This is a genomic window from [Flexibacter] sp. ATCC 35208, from assembly GCF_001975825.1.
GTDB lineage: Bacteria > Bacteroidota > Bacteroidia > Chitinophagales > Chitinophagaceae > Chitinophaga.
Genome location: NZ_MTKN01000006.1, coordinates 35978 through 59049, shown reverse-complemented (window position 1 = coordinate 59049; position 23072 = coordinate 35978). Strand labels below are relative to the sequence as shown.

13 protein-coding genes are annotated in these 23072 nt (G+C 40.2%); 8 read left to right on the top strand and 5 right to left on the bottom strand.

Features of this window, described 5'->3' with window-relative positions; all coding sequences use genetic code 11:
* Positions 1-36: 36 nt before the first annotated feature.
* Positions 37-2436 (top strand): glycoside hydrolase family 2 protein, encoded by a 2400-nt coding sequence (locus tag BW716_RS06070; protein WP_083721638.1) that lies wholly within the window; start codon positions 37-39, stop codon positions 2434-2436.
* A 696-nt stretch (positions 2437-3132) separates the two neighbouring features.
* Here BW716_RS06070 and BW716_RS06065 read toward each other — a convergent pair.
* Together BW716_RS06065 and BW716_RS06060 are read right to left on the bottom strand one after the other, a co-directional pair.
* On the bottom strand, positions 3133-4296 hold the full coding sequence (locus BW716_RS06065) for a FecR family protein (protein WP_179091009.1): 1164 nt from the start codon (positions 4294-4296) through the stop codon (positions 3133-3135).
* Positions 4297-4404: 108 nt separating this feature from the next.
* A complete protein-coding gene (locus BW716_RS06060; protein ID WP_179091008.1) occupies positions 4405-4932 on the bottom strand; it encodes an RNA polymerase sigma factor in 528 nt (175 codons plus the stop codon).
* Between the two features lie 884 nt (positions 4933-5816).
* Here BW716_RS06060 and BW716_RS06055 point away from each other — a divergent pair.
* The 3 genes from BW716_RS06055 (at position 5817) to BW716_RS06045 (ending at position 8787) form a co-directional block, all read left to right on the top strand.
* A complete protein-coding gene (locus BW716_RS06055; RefSeq protein ID WP_179091007.1) occupies positions 5817-6668 on the top strand; it encodes a helix-turn-helix transcriptional regulator in 852 nt (283 codons plus the stop codon).
* A gap of 297 nt (positions 6669-6965) precedes the next feature.
* Complete coding sequence (locus BW716_RS06050; RefSeq protein ID WP_083721634.1) at positions 6966-7409, top strand: MauE/DoxX family redox-associated membrane protein; 444 nt, start codon at positions 6966-6968, stop codon at positions 7407-7409.
* A gap of 331 nt (positions 7410-7740) precedes the next feature.
* Positions 7741-8787, top strand: coding sequence for a hypothetical protein (locus tag BW716_RS06045; RefSeq protein WP_083721633.1), 1047 nt, complete (start codon positions 7741-7743; stop codon positions 8785-8787).
* A 38-nt stretch (positions 8788-8825) separates the two neighbouring features.
* Here the strand turns inward: BW716_RS06045 and BW716_RS06040 are convergent, their stop codons facing one another.
* Both BW716_RS06040 and BW716_RS06035 read right to left on the bottom strand, forming a co-directional pair.
* Positions 8826-10199: a RagB/SusD family nutrient uptake outer membrane protein gene (locus BW716_RS06040; protein WP_083721632.1), complete on the bottom strand. Its 1374-nt coding sequence runs from the start codon at positions 10197-10199 to the stop codon at positions 8826-8828.
* A gap of 15 nt (positions 10200-10214) precedes the next feature.
* Positions 10215-13505, bottom strand: coding sequence for a SusC/RagA family TonB-linked outer membrane protein (locus BW716_RS06035; RefSeq protein ID WP_083721631.1), 3291 nt, complete (start codon positions 13503-13505; stop codon positions 10215-10217).
* 593 nt (positions 13506-14098) lie between these two features.
* Here BW716_RS06035 and BW716_RS06030 point away from each other — a divergent pair.
* The 4 genes from BW716_RS06030 (at position 14099) to BW716_RS06015 (ending at position 22207) form a co-directional block, all read left to right on the top strand.
* Positions 14099-14542, top strand: a complete 444-nt coding sequence (locus BW716_RS06030; protein WP_083721630.1) for a hypothetical protein — start codon at positions 14099-14101, stop codon at positions 14540-14542.
* 10 nt (positions 14543-14552) lie between these two features.
* On the top strand, positions 14553-20123 hold the full coding sequence (locus BW716_RS06025) for a DEAD/DEAH box helicase family protein (RefSeq protein ID WP_083721629.1): 5571 nt from the start codon (positions 14553-14555) through the stop codon (positions 20121-20123).
* 456 nt (positions 20124-20579) lie between these two features.
* On the top strand, positions 20580-21179 hold the full coding sequence (locus BW716_RS06020; protein ID WP_143708739.1) for a DUF6088 family protein: 600 nt from the start codon (positions 20580-20582) through the stop codon (positions 21177-21179).
* Positions 21134-22207 (top strand): nucleotidyl transferase AbiEii/AbiGii toxin family protein, encoded by a 1074-nt coding sequence (locus tag BW716_RS06015; RefSeq protein WP_083721627.1) that lies wholly within the window; start codon positions 21134-21136, stop codon positions 22205-22207. Before BW716_RS06020 ends, BW716_RS06015 begins: the two co-directional genes overlap by 46 nt.
* Positions 22208-22284: 77 nt before the next feature.
* Here the strand turns inward: BW716_RS06015 and BW716_RS06010 are convergent, their stop codons facing one another.
* On the bottom strand, positions 22285-22677 hold the full coding sequence (locus BW716_RS06010; protein ID WP_083721626.1) for a hypothetical protein: 393 nt from the start codon (positions 22675-22677) through the stop codon (positions 22285-22287).
* Positions 22678-23072: the final 395 nt, after the last annotated feature.

Genomic DNA, 23072 nt, shown 5'->3' with positions numbered 1-23072 from the left:
TTTAACAATTTCAGTAACGCAAAACGTCATCTCTTCATGACAAGAATTAATCTATTGCTATGCGCATGCATGGCCATCGCTAGTTCATCATTACATGGACAGTCGGGTTATAATCCCATGAGCACACCCATTCAAAGCCGTTGGGCAAAAGAAGTAACTCCTACAAACGCCCTTCCTGAATATCCACGTCCTCAGATGATACGCCCTCAGTGGCAAAACCTGAACGGTCTATGGCAATATGCCATTACTGCCAAAGACAGTGCAATGCCCAACACCTATCAGGGACAGATACTTGTCCCATTCCCAATAGAATCATCACTTAGTGGCGTTCAGAAAGCTGTTTCACCCACACAAAACCTATGGTATAAAACTTCCATCATTATAGATCACCAAGTTCCAGGACAGAGAACGCTGCTACAATTTGGGGCAGTAGACTGGCAGGCCACCGTTTTTGTAAACGGTCAGCAAATCGGTGAGCATACCGGAGGATATCAACACTTCTCTTTTGATATCTCTACCGCTTTACACCCAGGTAATAACGATTTGGTGATAAAGGTTTACGACCCAACTGACCAGGGTCCAAACCCGCATGGTAAACAGGTACTAAACCCCAAGAATATTTGGTATACCGCATCTACAGGTATCTGGCAGACTGTTTGGATAGAAACAGTCCCTACTGCCCATATTGAGGATCTCCGACTTACGCCCGATATTGATAGATCCACACTAACAGCTATGATCAAGGCCCCTTCCGGCTACCAGATTTCACTTGTTGCTTCTTCAGGGGGCAAACAGGTCGCCAAAGCAGAAGGGAAAACCGGCAGCGCTGTTTCACTTAAAATTCCCTCACCACATCTTTGGAGCTTTGCCGATCCATTTTTATATGATTTAGAGGTACGGTTGATAAAAAACGGTAAAATGGTAGATCAGGTAACCAGCTATTTTGGAATGCGTAAAGTATCTATTCAGAAAGATGAGAAGGGATATCCCCGCATTTATTTAAATAATAAGTATACTTTCAATCTTGGTGTGCTGGATCAGGGCTTTTGGCCGGAAGGGCTACTCACCGCTCCCACCGACGATGCGCTTGCTTTCGATATAAAGGCCATAAAATCCATGGGATTTAACACCATCCGCAAACACATCAAGATAGAACCGGACCGCTGGTATTATCATGCCGATAAACTGGGAATGCTTGTGTGGCAGGATATGCCCAATGCAGCCTTTAATCTTACCCCTGAGACAAAAACCATTTTTGAAAAAGAAAGCCGTGATAATGTAGACCAACTCTATAGCCATCCCTGTATTATAACCTGGGTGCTCTTTAACGAGCAATGGGGTTCTTATGACCAGAAGCGCCTCACCGAATGGATGAAAGCATATGATCCTACCCGCCTGGTCAATGCCCACTCTGGTGAATACATTTTCATAGACGGCAAGGAAACTAAAACCGGTAAAGAAAACTGGGTCAGTAGCGATATTGCCGATGTACACTCATATCCTGATCCAATGAACGCTCCTGGTGACGGTGGTAAAGTCCGTATCCTGGGAGAGTTTGGTGGTATTGGCGTATCCATACCCGGTCATCAGTGGAACGAGCTTCAGGGTTGGGGCTATGTACAGGCGACACCTGCACAGCTCAAAACGAAATATAAGATCATGTACCAGCATGTAAAGATGCTGGAAACCGAAGGACTTGCTGGTTCAATTTACACGGAGCCATTCGATGTGGAAGGCGAAGAAAACGGGCTGATGACCTACGACCGAGAAATCATTAAGATTCCATTTGCCGATCTTCGCGCCATACATGCTGAGCTGGTGCCTACCTCCACAGCCCTTCCTACAGTATCAGCTAACACGCCTGATCTTTCCGATCCAGCAGAATCATATAGCCTGGACCTGGAGCGCTACAAGCAGGGAGAACGCAATCCTGCCTTCCTGCGTGCGCTGTCCATTACAGCCCTCCGGGTTGGAGATAAAGCCGGGGCTGCCAGGATCTCCAACGCCTACATAGCATCACTACATCCGCCTTATTCCAAAGAACTGTTTGACTATGTTTTTCAGTTTACCAATGGGGTGCGTGATAGTGCAGGTTATGCTCTTATCACCAGTCAGGTGCCGGCAATTAATGCCCTTTATGGTATACGGTATGGAGAGAATAAAATATTTAACCTCCTGTATAACGAACATGTAGCACCTGCTTTCGCACGCCGGGATAATACACCGGATTGGAATTTAATTGAACGACGCTTACAGCCTTTTGGTGAAACCGGGCAGGAAGTTTACCTGCGTTCTAAGGTTATCTACCTTTTCAATAAAAAGAACTGGAAGGAGTATAAGCCACTTGCATCAACCTACCTCGATAAATATGGCGCTCATTTAAGCGGCGATGATCGTAAAACACTCACAGAGGCGTTAAAAAATGTTACGGAGTAGGAACACTTTATTCAATGGGGCTGATTAACTTCTTCCCCATTGATTTTTACAACAAGTACCTTGCCCACGCCGTGGTGGACTTAACCCAAATGCTTCAGATTCCTGTTTGAAATTAATTCCAGTCCTCGCCCACTCCTTCGTGACCATAACTATTTATATCCGCAAAAAATCGAAGAGTACATAATTCAAGGATAAGCGCTGTCAACGGTTGTTAACATCGGCCTTCTCCTTTAAAACCGAGTACAGAAATGACCTTATTCATTTCCTCCATAACCTTTAAAAGCGCTCACTACTCCCACTGCAGATAGCACTTTTAAAAGTGCGTGCACCTGAAGTGGTGCACGCGAGGAAGCAAGAGGCGAGGGCTTCTCCCGTTAACTATTAAGACCATCTAATATTGACGACCTTACCATTTTGGCCCCCTGCGGATCCGAAATAAAAGATCAAAAACACATCTGAACCTAGAATTTATATTATCCGATAACATTTAAATTGATTTGACATGCTTATGTAAACCCATTAAACCAAGGACCTACTTTACGCATTTGTTAAGATTAAAGAAGCACCTTAGTTTAAATGCAATTTCTTTAACTGGCTTTACAAACTTTTTAAACAACAATAATTCAAAAGCTTTAAGGCAGCAGAGAATCAGGCTCACCTAATAGACGTTTTCATAGGATAGCGGATATTAACCAGTTAATCATAGAATACCACTTTCTTTCCCTCCTGTCGGCACCTAATTCCCCCTTCTCTTAAAATCTGAAGGACAGTCGCAATATCATAGGACCTTGAAATTTTTCCGGAAAAAGTTCTATTAAATCTTGGAGGTATCTCATAGGAGATCTCATACCATCTGGCAAGTTCCGGCATAATACTTCGCAGGTTTGCTTTACGAAAATCAAAAAGTTGTTGCCGCCAGGCGACTACCTGGGATGTATCCACTCCATTGAGTACCCGCCAACGGGCACCTTCTATTAATAGCGCCTGGCCAGGTAAAAGCAGATGTTGTTGTCTATCACCTTCCACTTTCAATTTTCCACGCAGTAAAGTGGTGTGAACAGACCGCTCGCCATTATAAGCCCGTACATTGAATCGTGTGCCTACTACTGCTATGGTGAGTTTCTCTACAACAACAAGGAATGGCTTATCGGACTCTGCCACATCAAAATAGCCCTCTCCACTTAAGCCAACACCTCGCCTTTCTTCGCTAAAGTGAGACGGAAACTGCAATCGGGAGTACGCATTTAACCAGATAACTGAACCATCGGCCAGTGCGACGCTGTATTGAGTTCCACGCGGTGTAACAAGGGTATGAATAAGATTGCCGTCTCCTGTTCGTCGAATATTACCAGACAACGATAAACGCCTATTTTTCAAATCTACCGTACCTCCAATCTGACGTAGGTGGTCGTTTTGACCAGCCAGGCTATCAAGAATAAGGATCGATCCGTCTGCAAAGGCTACATAAGGTTGCCGGATGGTATCGGACACGGACGGTATAGTTACTACAGTTGGAGTTATGGTATGGGGTGATTTATTGACCAACTGATACCATAGTAATCCTCCAATGAGCATACCAATCACTATTGCTGCAATCTTCCAAAAACGTAACCCTGTAGGCCTTTTATACATTGGTATGACAGATTCCTGCTCTCCAGTGATCAATCCACTTCGGACAAGACTAATAAATTTTTGATAGTGTTCTTCAGCAAAACCATTATCTACCTCATCAGTTCTAAACTCCTGAAGTTGAGACTGTAAATAATCACTCAGTATTTGCTGAAATAAAGGCTCGTTAAGGGCTTCAAGAAACCGATGCAACGCACGACCTGATAGCCGTCCATCAATATAGGCCTCCATAAGCCGGTGAAATTTATTAGTTGTCATCTTCTTCTATGCGCCCCTTCTTTTAAATAGACACTCTTCCCATTATCAAGGGAGGGGTGTGAATGAAAAAAATAAATTTATTTATAAAACCAAGTATGACCGTAATGCACTTAACGAGCTTTTTAGTGCCTGGACGGACCGTTTCAGCAGGTCTTTCACAGAGGTTTTGGAAATATCCATGACCTCACCTATTTCCTTATAGCTCAATCCCTGTTGACGTGAAAGGCGCCAGGCTTGTTGTTGCCTAACGGGCAAGTCCTGCACTGCTTTTTCCAGTAGGTTGAATTCTTGCCGGGCAATTATCTGCTCTTCCAAATTATCAGTTTCTTCCTGAAAGCGTTCTTTTATAAAAGTGTGGTATTTAGATGTAACACTGTTTCGTCTAAATTCATTGAGCACAGCATTCCTGGCCATTGTAACCAGGTATCCTTCTATATTATCAGGTAAGATTGTATCCCAGTGTTCTAATAGTTTTAAGAAAACATTTTGCGCAACATCCTCAGACTTTTCATGTTGCCGTAGTAATGAATATGCAGTCGCATACACACGTGGGAAATACTTTAAATAAAGCTCCTTAAAAGCCGGATCCAGTAATGAGGGAGAATTCACGTATACTGGTTTGGTTGTACAATAAATGTACATCTAAAATAGGCTCTACATGTTAAGTAGAGCAACTTTTAATTAACCTAAAAATCTTAATTCAATAAAAAATATTTCATGTCTATTTTTCAGTTTTTCAATTATTTATTTCATGCCAAAAAGAATAATTTGAACAGTAAATAACCGTCACTACCGGTTATGGTAATTGAGCAGGAAATTGATTGGAGATAACAAGTAACTACCCCAGGACGATGGAAAGATTAAAATAATGTCGCAAGTCACTTCAAAATTTATCAATCATGAAACTAAAAGTCTCCTTTCAACAATTTGTTACGGTTTCCTATCAGATCTTGCGCTCAAATTGGTTTGTGCTTGTAACTCAAACCATTATTACTTTATTAAAAATCAATATATATCAGAATGCTAAAACACCAGAATAAACCAATAGTCATATGATACTTGAGGTGTTCTGACAGGCATTTCACTTAAACCGGGCCCGGTGTTTTTGTGTATAAAATGAACCTGTCAAAAGTGAATATCAGGGTTGGTTCTATAAACTAAATAATAGAATCCACACTTATTTGCTGAATGGTCGAAAAAAGTCAATTTACTAACTCCTTAAAACATACGATATTGATTTAATTTTCATAATTTTATACCAGCTGTTGTCATAGAATTTTCACCTCATTTTACCTAACCATACCTTCCACCGGTGGTTATTTTGTTATCGTCAAAAGTGAATTTCTATGAGCTGTGTATTGCCTTCCGAAATTTATCTATCCAAAAAGGCGCCTGCCGCCATGTGGGGTAAAGTTTTACCCAAAGAGCTCACGAATTATTGGGTTCCAAATCACCTGACATATTACCTTGGATTAAACCGATGCGGGCACATAATGGCAAAACCATTACACCAACCGCAGGCATTTGCCTGGACCAATCATTTTTTAACCGAAAAGAAACCTTGCAGGTGCTTCGTTAAATCAGATGACAGGTATATTATATTCTACTACGTATTGAAAGGACGCATGGAATATCGCAACACAACAGAGCAGTACGTTGCAGTTGAAACCAACATGAATATGATATCAGCGATTAATCATGAGTTGATTATTAAAGAAAACAGTGAGATATTCTTTTTATTTATTCCATCTGAAATCCTTGAATGTTATAAGCAAACCTTTCCTATAATTACTTCTCTTTTGATAAGAGAACAAAACGATCTAACAAAGCTGATAGATTGCGACATAAAAGATGACGGTCGGGTTCGCCAACTGGTGGGTAAACAAATTAGAAATGGCGACATTGAAATAAACAGCGACCCAAACATTATGGAGCAGCTTCTATTAGCGGCATTAATTCAATTGTTCTCCCTATCAGAACAGAATGGCTTTATGCACTATGAGCCTGCTATACATGCTGTCCGGTCTACTATACTGAATCATATCTATGAGAGAAAACCACCTTCCCTTGAAAAGCTATCACGAATGGCAGGGTTAAATACACGAAAACTGGAAAGTGTATTTAAGCAGTATAACAATACTACCATGCTGGAATTCTACCAGGTAGCACGGATGGAAGCGATCTACCGTAGCCTTTTTGATTATAGGAAATCGCTTCAGGATATTGCAGCCACTTTCAACTATGAGGACTATCCGACATTTTCTGCCGCAGTTAAACGTCGGTGGGGAAAAAGTCCAAGGGAGCTTCGTAATAGTCTACCCGTTATGTCTAAATTACGATTATGACACCAGATTAAAACAACCACTGTTCTTAAATTTCATGACGCTCGTTCACAAGTATATGTGTGTTCGCTCCTAACTACGATCAATGAATGGAAATATAACTTTGGTTATTGAAAGTGGTTTGAATTGAGAGGATGAATTATTCCAAATCTGCAATAGAAGACAACAATGATTTTTACTTCTATGCATCGAGATCCAATTTGAGAGCAAATTTTAATTTTTTCTTCAATTACACTTGCTCTCTAACGGAATAGGTTCTCTCCATCATTAAGCCACCATTTGTTGATTTATTCTTGCCTTATGAAAAGGGATCGCTTTGTATTTATCCTCGCAATTCTTTTGCAGGTGCTATTCCTATACGCAGCAGTGAGCAAAGTATCGGATATGGAAAAATTCAGAACAGAAATTGGGCAATCTCCTTTGCTCACATACTTTGTTGGGTTGTTTTCAATAGCTGTGCCAGCTTTTGAATTTATCATCGTCGCTCTCTTATACTTTGGTTCTACCAGGCTGTTGGGCCTGTACTTGAGTTTATTCTTGATGACGGCATTCACCACATACATCATTGTCATTATGCGGTTTGCTTCCTACGTTCCATGTTCATGCGGTGGAATACTCTCAAACATGAACTGGAGCCAACATTTGACATTCAACTTTATTTATACAGGAATTGCGCTTTTAGGAGTAATCCTTGGTGAAGCAAATCACATAAAATCTTTCAAACAGGTAAATTCTGCAAACTAATGCAGACATAATTATCATCAAAATCCAAATTTTATGAAGTTCCAAAAAAGTATCATGATCGCCTTGTTAATGGCGACATCCTTCATGGCCATTTTTGTAAAGGCTAATAGTAAAAGACAACTGGCTGTTTATGGGAAACTTGGCGGACAATGTCAAGCATTATGCTCAAATAGCATAAATAATGTTTGTTCAGTGGTATCAGATGACGGAAATTATTATAGTAATTCTATATGCAGTACTGCGTATACTGGGATCCGGTATGCTCTCCCAAGTAATTAATACTTATCAGAGGGGGCCGGATTATTGGCCCTCTCATTAATTCTTTCCCTAAATGAAAACGGTGCTTAAAATTATTGTTACCTTACTTGCGGGCTTAGGGACTGTTGGATTTCTACAACAATATGCTCAGCAAAAAGAAGGACAACCAAACGGCTTTACTAGAAGAGTTTTTAGCATACAGCTAAATTCTCCAAATACAAAGAAGTTAGATGCAAATTCATTATATATAATTGGTCTTAGCAAAGACTCCATCTATCTGGGAAACCATCGTCAATCTGGACAAATTCTTATTTCGTCCTATAAGCTAAATACCATAGAAACTTTTTGGTTGGATGTTCCTAATAATATTCAGTTTGGGTGGGGAGCTGCAAGAATTTACAAAAATGATAAAGGCTTTTTTTTGGTGGAAGGGATCACTCCCCGTATTATTCAATTCTCCTGGATAGGAACAACAGGAATTGTTGTCAATCCAGGAAACAACCATTTTGATCTTTTTGTTCCCTTAGATAGTCAATACGTTTACCGAACATATAACACTATAACGCACAGTAACCAAATAGCATACGCCAATTTCGGTGAAAGGGGAATAGCCAGTCCTACACTATTGGTTAATCAACAAGACGGTGTATTTTCTACGGATGGGACTTTATTATATGATAATATAACTCGACGATTCGTTTATGTCTACTCGTATCGAAATCAGTTAATAGCCTTTAATACAATGCTTAGTGATGTTATTCGGGGTCATACAATCGATACCAATTCCATTGCAAAAATTCAATTCCATGAAGTAAAAAGTGAACAAAGCATGATATTTTCCGCCCCCCCAGTGAAACCTAATAGACACGCATGCGCTTGCAACGGATATTTATATATTTATAGTGGATTAAAAGCGGATAATGAAAAAGGAAGAGTAGCTATACAATCATCACCAATCGACGTCTATAGAATTGCCGATTTTGCTTATATGGGCAGTTTCTACGTTCCAAACTATGATGGAAAGGGTATAAGAGATTTTGCAATTGACCGTGACAAATTGGTAGCACTCCGAGGTAATGAAATCACTATATACAAGATTCCTGCATTACCCAAACCTTAGACACGGTTAAAGCCCTTCTAACTAAAAACTATCCTCCCTCAATACCCTGGGTTTTGAGTAAGACGAGGATTTAGGACTATCTCCGATATGGGAATTGGATAAAGGACATCAGTTGGCTGCCAAAGAGATCCTTTAATTGAACCCAAGACAAGGTTGGCGTTACCAATTCTTTTTAAATCGAACCAACGATTTCCCCATTCAGTAAAAAGCTCAACCCGCCTTTCCTGAAAAATAGTGCCCAGGATATTAGCAGAGTTACTGGATAAAGGCAGCAATCCTGACCTTTGGCGAACGATGTTTAAATCAGCCCAAGCGCTGTCAAAAATACCAAGTCGTGCATATGCTTCTGATCGAGATAAATACAATTCACTTAGACGAAGTATCATAAGGTATTCGCCAACAGTGCTATCCGGCAACATTTTATACTTGTAGGGAAAATAGAAGGAATCGTTATCCACTTTAATAATGCCGATCCAATTAATCATTCGCAGATCATTGGGTTCAAAAGATGATATTAACTGACGGCTACACGCTACATTTCTAGGCGCATTTTGAAGAATAAATACGGGGGCATCAAAAGTATTGTACCTTGGTAAAATCGGCTGAAGCTGTAATATAGCTTCCTTACTATTTTTTAAAAAAACATCCCTTAAACTCGAACATAATTGGTACTGATCCTTTCGGTTAATTACTACGGAAGATTTTTCTATACATTGCCTCCAGTTACCTGTATACAAATATATACGAGAAAGTAAAGCATTTGCAGCTGATCTGTTAGCGCGTATTCTCTCTGATCCTGATGGGTATTCATCAGAAAGAGATTGGCTGGCTTTATTCAGGTCATTTTCTATTTGGTTATACACGATATCGATTGCACTTCTGTAGAGGGTATCATTTTCCTGATATCGGGTTGTGAGTGATAATGGAACTGGTCCATACATATTAATTAGATAAAAAAAACAATAAGCCCTTAAAAATAATGCTTCGCCCAATAATTGCCCCTTAACAGATGAAGAGATGTTTTTAGAATTGACGATTCCTTCCATCACGGTATTACATTGATAAATGGATCGATAAAATTGTTGCCACATCAATTTATTAATCGAATTTGTAGGGCTAATATCATTCAGATAATATTGTGCTTGGATTTGCGATGCAGAGTAGTTATCCAATTCGTCTGCGCTTAATCCCGCCAATAACGAAATACTCCAAACGCCTGACGGAAAAGAGATGCTATTAGAAACCAAATTTGTATAGATTCCTATTAACGCATTTGTTGCCAAAGAATCAGAGGAAAAAATGATATTATCCGTTAACTGCCCCTCTGGAGTTTTCACATGCAGAAACTTTTTGCAACTTTGAAAAAGTGCAAATAATAGAACTAATAGGATATACTTATTTATACATTTCATAGCAGCTCTTTTATTCTAAAAGTTCATTTCCACTCCCATCAACAGGACTCTAACAACTGGAATTCCAAAATTTGTTTGAATTTCCGGATCTTCCCCGTTATAACTACTTAGGGTAAAAAGATTTTGTACTTGTAACATAAATTTTATCTTCGGTAGTGTGGTAGTGATTAAATGTTGTTTTTTCAGAAGATATGATAAAGAGATATTTTTTAAGCGTAAAAATGAAGCATCACTGATTCCAGCATCGCTTGCCAGATACACCCCATAGGCATTATATGCATCAGATCCGCCCTGCTGTGTAAAACGTTGCACATTAGTGTTCATTCCCTTCTGCCGCCAACGGGTCATAACATACTTAGGCTGATTAGCAGACGTTCCAGGTACAAGGGTCGTAAGTCCTCTATTATTATATATATAATTGAAACCATTTTGTTTTACTAATTGAATAAATAAGCTTACTGAAAATTGTTTATATGAAAATTCATTCAAAATTCCACCAAACACGGATTTACTAACATTTTTATACGAAGTCAAATCATTTGGAAAAGATATCTGCCCGTCTTTATCAGTATCTTCAAATGTATAAGCACCTGTATTTTTATCCACCCCGGTAAAATGGAAGGCTTTCGTTGAATAAACGCTTTTCCCAATAGTGTATACAGTCGCATAATCGCTGGCAGCAAGTTTAGGAAACGATGTTAATCTATTACGAGGGAGAGTAACATTTGCAGATATCGTCCATGTAAAGAGTCGCTTTCTAACATTTATTGTAGTTAATTCGAACTCAATGGCAGTATTCTTAATAACAGCAGGTAGATTTCCTTGCAATGAAGGGAAACCAGTAACGGACGACAAGGGATACCTGACTAATTGATTGAATGTTGTTGCGCGGTAATAATTAATACTAAATTGTATGCGGTCTTTCATCAGTGTTCCCTCAAAACCGAAATTTATCTTCCTACTGCTTTCCCAGCCATAGTCACTATTGTATAATCTTGTAGGAGATAACCCGACTATTCCACTGTAAGTATAAATTAATGGTGACCAGGCACTTAAATACTTGTAATCCCCAATCTGATCATTTCCTACGTTGCCATAGCTTATTTTTAGCTTTCCAAAATTCAATAGTTTTCTTTTCTTAAACTTAAACCATGGTTCTTCAGTGAATAACCAGGCTAATCCAAATGCTCCGAATGTTCCAAACTGTCTTTCTGGGGCGAATCGACTACTCCCGTCTCTCCGACCAGTAACTTCGGCAATATACCTGTTATAGAAGTCATACCTTAAACGCATATAAAAACCCATATACTTGTATTCAGTATACATTTTGTCTACTGTAGTAATGCTGGCAGCACCGTCTGTAGTTTCTAACGCTGCCGGATCAGTGTAACCTGTTGCATACAGCAACTCTGAACTGCGGTTAATTCCCTGTAGAGTAGCACCTAAAAAAAATGTCATCTTACCGGGTCCCAAATATTTGACGTATTCAAATTGTGGTTCAATAATCCATGAAGTCACCCGACTTTTACCAAATGTGCTGTAACTCGTGGTCAAACCTAGCGTAGGATCAATTGTTGATACTGGAACTGGTGTAATTTCATTTATATTAGTTGAAGTTAAACCAAGGTTCGTTTTCAACCTGACTCCCTTCCACGGGCTATATGTCACTCCTGTATTAACAATTAAATTACTCCCATGAGCTTTATACAATTGATGAAGGGCTGCGAACGGATTTCTATAACCAGATGCCCAGTTATAACTGCCATCCGGATTATACCCTGGCGGTGCATTTGGTTGAAGACGTAAAGCGATCGATGTAGGATCTTCATATGGCAAAGTCTTATCATCGATAGTCCCTAATAAAGAACAATTCAACGCTATTTTACGTTTCCCCCATGTAGTACTAATATTTGAATTAATAAAACCTTTTTTATTATAAAAATTACCAGGAAATGTGGTTGTTTCCTTTCTATAACTTCCGGCTGCGTAATAGGTTATCGCCTTACTTCCGCCCGACACCGATAGTCTATCCTGCATAATATAACCCGTCTTGCCTATCAACTCTTTCTGCCAGTCTACGTTGCGAATCGTATCCCATGACAATAAATCATCATCAACGTTCGGATCGGGCTGCACTTGATCGTTAGCAAACGCCTCTCTGCGCATCATCAGGTACTCCGCGGTATTAAGTAATTTCATACGAGTTCCAATCTTACCAATACCCAATTCACTAGTAGCAGACATCTGATTTCTTCCAACACCGCCTCTTTTAGTTGAAATAAGGATAACACCATTAGCCCCTCTGGAGCCATAAATTGCAGTCGCATCGGCATCTTTTAAAACCGAAATATTCTCAATATCGAGTGGATGGATATAAGATAACGGACTACCTTGAGGAACGATACTACTACCTGTTTGTATCAATGGGTTAGAAGAAAATGGGACTTCATCAACAACAAATAAAGGAGTATTATTACTTTCAACACTACTTTGGCCTCCAATATTCACTATAATACCACCATCTGACAATCCGGTTGTTTGCTGAATGTATAATCCTGGAATACGTCCTTGCAAAGCTAACAAGGGATTAGTAACCGGCTGAATATCTATTTGCCCACTGCTTAATGTTCCTACTGATCCAGGATTAGATCGCCTGGAAGTCGTACCGTATCCAATTACAACCGGTTCATCCAATTGCTGAACTGTCCGGTGTATTTCAATCTGCAGGAACTTGTTATCGACAGTATTCACCTCCCGAATTTCATAACCCACACAGGAAACAACCAGTATCGTATCACCGGGATTTGCAGTCAATAAGAACGCTCCCCTGGTATTAGTGATAACACCTTTCAGAGAACCTTTAAGTTGAACAGACGCACTTTCCACCGGTTGTCCGTCCGATACTACTATGCCCTGAATTACCTGCTTTTTTGAAATGACCGGACCGGATTTAACAACAATCGTTTGTCCGATGACTTTATAAGTCACTGGTTGATTTCGGAAGACAAACCCTAACAACTGGTCAAGTGGGATATCGCTTACCTCTATATCTACTCTCCTGGATTTATCGACTGCCCCATCTTCCATCCAAAATGTATAACCGGTCTGCGATTCTATTTGTTGGAGCACAACTGATAGCGTTAACTGCTTTCCAGAAATAGTTATTCTTCCCTGCCCCCAAACACTCTGATTGGTAATAAATATGATAGATAGAACTAATAATACCTTTATCGAAAGGAGACTTTTTTTTCTTGAAGAGAACAATTTCGTTTTGAAGAGAATAAGATTTTTGCAGTCAGGAATCATAAATTTAGTTTTGTTCCTGACCAACAATGATTCATCTCGTTGTCGTCAAAAAGCGGATACTTCTGACATAAGTGTCCGCTATTTTTTTGTGGGTAGTAAGAATTGGTTAACAAAAGTCGTCTATGAATTTACGACAGATTTAGTCAAACAATATAGCTTCGACAACTAACTTTTGAATTTTTATATAGCCTATTGACTTATAATTAAGTTAAGAATAAATAGAATTACTTATAAACCGGAATAATGAGGATTTGTTAGTGAACGAATGGAAGAAGGCTGATTTTTATTGGCCTTTTAATTGTCCCCAGTTATATGACAGCTTTGCCAATACAATATAGAAGATTGCGCTATTACAATTTGCAGTATCATAGATAAATAAATCTCTTTCCTTTAATGCTCCCGGTTATAACCCGGTGGGATGCGTATTCGATCAGGCTTACGATCAGTGCATGCTGACTAAGATAACGCAAACTTTCTCCCACCTCCGGCAATGTCCCATTATTATAATTACCCCTTTAGCAATTTCGTATAAAAAGGTATTGACTTACCAGCTATCCATAAGTAGCTGATTAATTACATAAAAAAATAATCTCATGGAACAATTACTTAAACAAGAATTATACAACTTCCTGGTTGACAATAATCCGGATATGATTGTCAGGCTTCAACAAGAACAAGGTGTCAACAATTATCTGGATACCAAGGTCAATAGCATCTCATCCTTTCTAAATGAGTTACTGGAAGAAAACCTTCCTGCCGATGAGATCGAGGCGCAATGTATGGCGGTGCTCACTGGCGAATTGCGGCCTTCTAAATACTTATACATTAAGAATTTACTGGAGACTGATTTTGAAAAGTATTATCTGCAATGGCGAGAAGCAGGGATCCTCACGTATGAAATCATCAATCTGATAACCCACTGTAATGAGGTATTTGATCAGTTTGGATTCTCCGAGCAAAATGAAGAAGACCGCCTTATTTCCTACGCGGTCCTCGAACGGATCAATGACTACATATTGACTTCCGAACACCTTTAAAATTGATGTCATGGCCTTTAATGTGGAAGAGAGGCTGGTGGCAAATATTGCTGCCTGCCGTGTGGCGCTGGCTTGTGAAAAAGGGCATGTGCCTACCTATGAGGAGGTTTTATTATTAAAAAACTATCGCGGGTTTGGTGGTATAAAGCAAATATTGTTTCCTGCAGGTGATGAGGAGGAGTGGCGCAAAATGGGAGCTTCCCAAAATGACATGCGTCACTACGGCCGGATAATGGAATTTCATCACCTCTTAAAAGAACATTTCTCTGAACATGAGTACAATCAAACCATTGAGCTTTTAAAAAACAGTACCCTTACTGCTTTTTATACGCCTTCCATAATTCCCTCAGTTTTATTTAATACCCTCAATGATCTCAATATTGCGCCCAAACGACTATATGAACCCAGTAGTGGTGCCGGTGTTTTTATTACCGAGGCTGTTCATGCCTTTCCCTCTCTTTTAAGTATCAACGGCGTAGAGAAGGATATGATGACTGGTCTTGTATTAAAGGGGATTGCCAAAACACTTCCTGTACTTACCAGGGTCAATATTTCTCCCTTTGAAGAGACAAGCAACCAGGAATCAGGATATGACCTTATCTGCAGCAATATCCCATTTGGTGACTTTTCAGTATTCGATCCGGCTTTTAGCGGAACTCTGCTAACTGATAAGATACACAACTATTTCTTTGCTAAAGGTTTAGAAAAAATAGATGCGGGCGGGTTGATGGCTTTTCTTACGACAGATGCTTTTTTAAATACGCCCTCCAATCAACCTGCCAGGCAATACCTGTTTTCTAAATCCAATTTTATCAGCCTGGCTGTTATGCCCGATAACCTCATGAAAGATGAGGCAAATACCGAGGCTCCCTCCCATTTGCTGATCGTGCAAAAAGTCGCTGGAGAGAAAACCTTGTCGGACCTCGAACACAAGCTTATCAATACTGTAAAGCTTAATAATGAATTCGGGGATTACCCGCTTAACCAATATATACATGAAAACCCTTCAGTTATTATTGGCAATGAAGTTATCCCCGGAAAAAATCAATACGGCAAAGCCCATATGACCGTCTGGCAGAATGGCCCGCTTGATCAAATCGGCGAACCCTTAAGAAAAATTCTGTTCCATGACATCGCCCATCATTTTGACAGCAAGGCATTTGAAAGCATCCGGCAGGAACCGGTGCCCCCTGCTATAAAGCGTAGTAACGCTTTCACGCTTAAGCCACTCCCACCTGCAAAATCCAATATCTCGGTTACCCAGTTGGGCTTATTTGATGTTGCGCCCGTCACCGAAAGCAACCGGGCGGGGGATTATTTAACGGCTGGTGATAACCGTTTTATTAAGCCCGCCACAGCCCGGGTTATCTCTACTATCAAAATCGAAGAAATCCCCGACCATGAGGTCTTCCTGTTGATTACCGCCAAAGCTAAATCCAGTGACAAGTACTTATATCACCTTATCAGTAATGTCAATGAAATGAAGGTTTCAGATGCCTGGCTTACCCCTGCCATGCTAAATGATCAGCTACAAAAGGTAAGTGAGCACCTAAATACTTTCGACTATACCTACATATATACCGGAGATGAAAACCTGAAGTCATCTTTTGGAATAGGTGTTTCCCAGGAAAATCTATTACGGTCCCTTCCACCCTATAGCATGGAAAATATGCTGGTCGTTCATAAAGACAGGCTGGGGCAGCTTACTGATTATGATTCAAAGAGAGGTACCGGCCAGTTTACACCATTTGATATTAAAGGTACCCAGGCATCCTTTCTTAAGGCATACTGCCTGGTCAGGGATCTTTACCTGCAATTGTATGGGATGGAAAATGAGCAGGAGAACCTGGCTGGTGGTGCTGCCATACGGGAGAGATTGAATGAGCAGTATGATGGACTGGTCAAAAGATTTGGAACACTTAACAAACCGGACAACCGCAAACTCCTGCTCAATGACAAAGGTTTCGGCGCGCGCATGCTGGCATCCCTGGAGCGCAAGCAGGACGAACAGTATGTAAAAAGCGATATCCTCCTTGCGCCTTTAAAAAAGCATGTGGAGGACCTGCACACCAGTGATCCATTGGAGGCATTGGCCCGGTGCCTTAATGACAAAGGCCAGGTAGATATTGCCTATATCGCCCGAATAATTGATCAGCAGCAGGAGGCTACCATTGCGGCCCTGGGTGAGCATATCTATATCAACCCCACTTCACAGTCCTGGGAGACTTCAGACAAATATTTAAGCGGTAATGTGGTTGAAAAGCTGGCGATCATTCAGGCAGCGGTGGCCGTACATCCTGACAATTTCCAGTTTAAACGCAGTCTTGAAGCATTAACAAAAGTACAACCGGAACCTATCCCCTTTGAGTTGCTGGATTTTAATTTAGGAGAACGGTGGATACCGTTAGATTTCTATAACCGATTTGCCACAAAACTCTTCGATACAAATGCAGTTGTTCATTATACTGGTTCTGTGGATAGCTTTAAGGTAGTAGCGGGTAGGGAAAACAATAAGGTCAGGGTAGAATATGCGGTGACCCCTAAACAGGGGCACACCATGTATGGCAATACATTGCTGGAACATGCGCTGGAAAATACTGGCCCCTTTTTCACTTATGAAGTAGAAGGACTAACCGGAAAAACCAGGGTACCGGACAATGAGGCCATCCAGCTTGCCCACCAGAAAATTGAGAATATCCGGGTTCAATTTGGTTCCTGGCTACTTGAACTTTCCAATGAAGATAAACAACGGCTTGAAAGAATATATAACAATACATATAACTGTTATGTACTCAGGAAATACAATGGCTCCCACTTAAAATTTCCTGGATTGGATCTGCAGCGGTTAGGGTATGATAAGATATATGATAGCCAGAAGGGCGCTATCTGGAGAATAATTCAAAACAGGGGCGCCTTAATAGATCATGAGGTAGGAGGTGGTAAAACTTTTATCATGGTGGGGGCTGCCTGGGAAATGAAAAGGCTGGGGATCGTTAATAAACCGATGATACTTGCTTTAAAGAGCAATGTTGCCCAGATAGCTGACACTTTTAAAAAAGCCTACCCCAAAGCAAAGGTGCTCTTCCCCGGGAAAAACGACTTCACTCCCGCTCAACGGCAGCGCATTTTTGCTGAGATAAAAAATAATGACTGGGATTGCATTATCCTAACCCATGATCAGTTTATTAAAATCCCACAATCCTTAAATATCCAACAGCAGATTTTTGGTGAAGAGTTGCGCAATGTCGCGCTGGATTTAGATGAAATAAAAAAACAGGGAGGCGAAATTAGCAGGCGCTTACTGAAAGGGCTTGAAATACGCAAGCAAAACCTCGCAGCAAAAATGAAAGTAATTGCTGCGGCTATCAAAGACAAAAAGGACGAAGATATCAGCTTTGAGGAAATGGGTGTTGATCATCTTTTTGTGGATGAAAGCCATCGTTTTAAAAATCTCACCTTTACCACCCGGCATGACCGGGTAGCAGGGCTTGGTAATATGGCGGGCTCACAAAAGGCGTTGAATATGCTTTTCGCTGTCAGAACACTACAGCAAAGATTTGACGCGGACCTTTGTGTTACCTTCCTTTCCGGCACTCCTATTTCCAACAGCCTGACGGAGATGTATCTGATCTTCAAATACCTACGCCCTAATGAAATGAAACGCCAGCAGATAGCCAATTTTGATAGCTGGGCAGCGGTGTTTGCTCGTAAGTCCACCGATTTTGAATTTTCTGTTACCAATCAGATTATTTCCAAGGAACGGTACCGGTATTTTATTAAGGTACCTGAAATGTGCGTGTTTTACAATGACATCACTGACTATAAGACTGCCGATGACATCAATCTGGACAGGCCGAAGATGGTGGAACAGTTAGTCAATTTGAAACCTACTAAAGATCAGGAAGCCTTCATACAGGCGCTCATGCAGTTTGCCTCCACAGGGGATGCGACCCTTTTGGGCCGGGCACCACTTACGGAAGATGAGGATAAAGGGAGAATGCTCATTGCCACCAATTATGCGAAGAAAATGACTGCTGATATGCGGTTAATAAATCCGGTACTTTATAGTGATGACCCTGGTAATAAAGTAAGCGCCTGTGGGGCAAAAGTGGCAGAATTCTACCATTTGTCCGCTGAACATAAAGGCACACAGGTAATATTTTGTGATATTGGTACTCCCAAGCCTGATGCATTTAACATATACCAGGCATTGAAAGATAAGCTCATGTACGAATATAACATTCCTGCCGAACAGGTAACATTTATCCATGACTGGAATGATAATAATAAGGCAAAGCTTTTTGATATGTTGAATTGCGGGGACAAGCGAATATTGGAAGGGAGCACCGAAAAGGCGGGAACAGGCAACAACTATCAGGAGCGAATAGTTGCTATGCACCATTTGGACATACCATGGAAACCTTCTGAGCTGGAACAGCGTAACGGTCGCGGTCAGAGAAAAGGAAATCTTGTTGCAAAACACCATTACGGCAATAAGGTATATTCGTTCATTTATGGCGTTGAACAAACGTTGGACAACTACAAATTTAACCTTCTTAAGATCAAACAAACCTACATATCGCAGATCAAAAATAATTCACTTAGTGTAAGGACCATTGACGAGGGAGCCTTTGATGAACAAAACGGAATGAACCTCTCTGAGTATATCGCTATTTTATCCGGTGATACCTCATTACTGGAAAAAAGCCAGATGGAGAAAAAAATAGCCTCCCTGGAAAGCTTACGGACCGCTTATCTGCGGGAAAAAAGCTATTCGCGGATTACATTAGAGAGATATCAGAAAGATAAGGGGTATTACCAGGACCAGTTAGCAAACTATAGTAAAGATCATAGCGCTTATAAAGACCAGTTGTTTATGACCAAGGAAGGAACAAAGGGCAATCCTATTCAGCTGCTGGGCCTCCGGGAAGCCGATAGCGAAAAAATTGGTGATCACCTGCTTTCCCTTTACCGGGATGTTTCCATGGGCAAGCCAGGCAACAATAAGATTGGTAGCCTATATGGGTTTGATCTTTACTTTAATAAAAACTGGCACGAATCCATCACAGGTGATGGCACGACTATTTTATCAAATCACAGTAAGTACTATGTGCATAGCCCTGCAACCGGTCTTGAATATTCATATAATAATGGCCAGCCAATTTTTGAAAATCCAAAACTCACCGCAAGGATTTTTCTTAATGCCTTGGACATGATTGAGGGGCATAAAGAAAAATACGAAAAGCACATTGGTGATATTGAACGTGATACACCTCTATTAACGGCCTTTCTGGAAAAACCATTTGAAAAGGAAGAAGAGTTAAAACAACTTAAGGAAAGCCTGGCAAAACTTGAACGGGAAATTCAGGCAAGATTAAAAGCTACTCAAATGGAAGCGGTAGGAGCCGGTGAAGGGTCTTCCGCTATTGGTCAGCCTGTTAATGAGGTCGCTCCTGTAGTTGCCGAGCCTGGCATTGAATACAATGCTGGCAGTAAAAAGGAAGGCTTTGAAAGAAAAATCCTGCCCAACAAGCGAATTATTACAAGCTCTGGCAAGGGAGGTCAGGGACTGGGGAGATAGGTTTTGATTTTCGTCTGATTTTCCAAACTCAAAAAGCCTTAAAACAATTGAATTTCAATCAATTAGACACTAATAGCCAATTTTAAAACAACTGGGCCTTGCGAACCATAGGAGGTTCGCAAGGTACGCTTTTTTTAGGACATGCTTTTTGCAAGCACCTTTTTAAGGTTCAATGGTTTAAATAAAACAGATATTATTTTAGGTTTAAATTAATAGATTAAAAATTATTCAATATTATTAAATTGATTTTTAATTATTTAAATCAATATTTCACACAGGTAAAGTTTCAATCATGATACCTTTTTTCTAAAAAATGGTATCTAATATGATGCTCAAATTGATACCTTTTTTATCAAAATAGGTATCAGGGCTATCAAAATAATCGGTAAATTTGCGTAACATTTTTGCTATACTAATTTGCGAGTCTAAACCAATCCTGGAGGTATTATAATGGAAATGTCCCTGAAACAAAAGGTGGCACAAAAGATTAAACGATTTCCCAAAGGGTATATCTTTTTCCCTGGCGATTTCCCCGGAGTTGATTATGTAGCCCTCAAAATCATTTTGTCCCGGTTAGTAAAAGATGGAGAAATCGTTCGTTTAGGAAATGGCATTTACCTGAATCCAAAGAGAGATCCGGAGATAGGTATCCTATATCCTGGGATGGATGAAGTAGCGAAAGCTATTGCAAGAAGAGATCAGGTTGAAATAAAACCATCAGGAGAACAGACAATTAATAATGTAGGTTTATCTACTCAGGTTCCAATTAATACTGTTTATATAACAAATGGAACTAGTAAAACAATCAATATAGGTAAGAATAAAATTGTCTTCAAGGGTAAAGCGAATAAGAAATTAAAGTATGGAACAGGAAAGATAGGTTCAATCATAACCGCGATAGAATCTATTGGTCCTAAGTCCATTACCGACAAAGAAAGTAATTTATTGTTATCTTTATTAGATGCCGAGCCCATCGATAAAGTTAAAAAGGCTGCGGTTAAAGCACCAAAATGGATCAACAATCTAATACTGCAACACCTGAAAAACACAGCATAGTTAACTGGCTGCAGGTACCAGCCGATCGCAGAAAGCTACTTATTGAGCAGACAGCAATTAAAGAGGGATTTTCATCATCTGCCGTAGAGAAAGATTGGTGGGTAACTTTAGCCTTATACGCCGTTTTCCAAACAAGATATGCGCCTAATCTGGTCTTTAAGGGGGGCACTTCCCTTAGTAAAGGCTGGGGATTGATTACCCGCTTTTCCGAAGACATTGACCTGGCGATTGACAGATCGGTATTGGGTTTTGGAGATCATAGCCTGGCACCGGGTGATGTAAAGAGGCTGCGCAAAGCAAGTGCAGCCTTTATGGGCGGTGAATTTTTAGAAGTCCTGCAGCAGAAAATGGACGAATTAGGCGTAAAACGTAGTGAATTACGCATATGGGCAGAGGATATAACATCCAGTGACGCCGACCCCAGGAATATCTTTTTGGAATATGATACTTTCTTTCCGGTAAATGGGTATCTAAAAAGCAGGGTTACCATCGAGATCGGCGCAAGAAGTTTAAGAGAACCTTATACCATGCGCCCTATCACCTCCTTGATAAGTAGTAATTTCCCCGGTACACAATATGGGGCCCCTGCATTTGAAATCCCAACCGTGAACCCGGAAAGGACCTTTTTAGAAAAGCTCATGTTGCTCCATGAAGAATTTTTAAAAGAAAAGCCACGCCACTACCGGTTGTCACGACACCTATATGATATTCACGCTGTCATGGATAGCCAACATGGGGAAGTAGCGGCAAATAACCATGAATTGCTTACTACCATTCTAACGCACCGGAAGACATTTAATCCTATCAAAGGTGTTGAATATGATACATTAACAATAGGGCAGATCAACTTCATCCCCCCGGCTGCATTAATAGATAACTGGGAGGCCGATTATAAGGAAATGTTTGACGCGATGTTAGGTAGCGGTGCACCTACTTTTACAGTTGTTACCGAAAGATTAAACGTCCTGAAAGCAAGGCTGACTGAAATAGATGAAAAGCGGAAAGTTGCAGAAAGGAAGCCGGAATAGCATTCATAAAAAGGCTTAATACCACACAGGACTGTCATCATAACAGCCCTGTGTGGTATAAGCGCAAAGTATGGATATTAATTTTTCCGGTGTACCCGCCACTGCTCACTTTCAAAAAAGCATTCATAAAGCGCCAGTTGCCTTCCTTGAATATCTTTTTCATATTCAGTAACTCTCACCTGTCTGAATAGCTGGGCGTAGCCGTTAATATCTTTTCTTCCCATATTCTCAACAATAAGAGGATCTATTTCATGCCTGCGCTTCTGATACACCTTATACCATTCCAGCCGGTTGACCACATTTTCTGAAACATCATAGTTATAGATATCCGAAATAATGTAACAAGGCAGACCTCCAATACTTTGCCCGTCAGAATAAACAGTTACACTATTTAATCTTACAAATTCAAGATAGCTGACAGGGATTTTCAGGAGTCCCTGTACCTTTTTGATTTCATGAGATAAATTCATGCACTAAGTATTAAATAAGTTTTACGGTTTTTAATTATAACAAATTGATCATTCAGCAAGTTTAAAAAAAGAGTAAATCCTTAATATATCATCGTTAATGCTGTTTAGAAAAATTTCACTAATCTATAAAACTCCCATTTCCATTTTGCCATGGAAAATTTCAAATATAATTTCATGTAGTTAAAGCATGAGCCTCCAGTATAATTCGGTTATCCAGTAGGCATAAAAAAGGGACTGATCCCAAAAGGTCCGTGAATGCACGGACACTTGTGAAAACAATCTGATCCATCACCAACCTGAGAAGCGATACCCATCGACGTATTTACCGTTTAAAACTATTAAGCAATAGTATATTAGAATTCAGTAGGCGATGAAAGTAAAGATTTCAAACTACT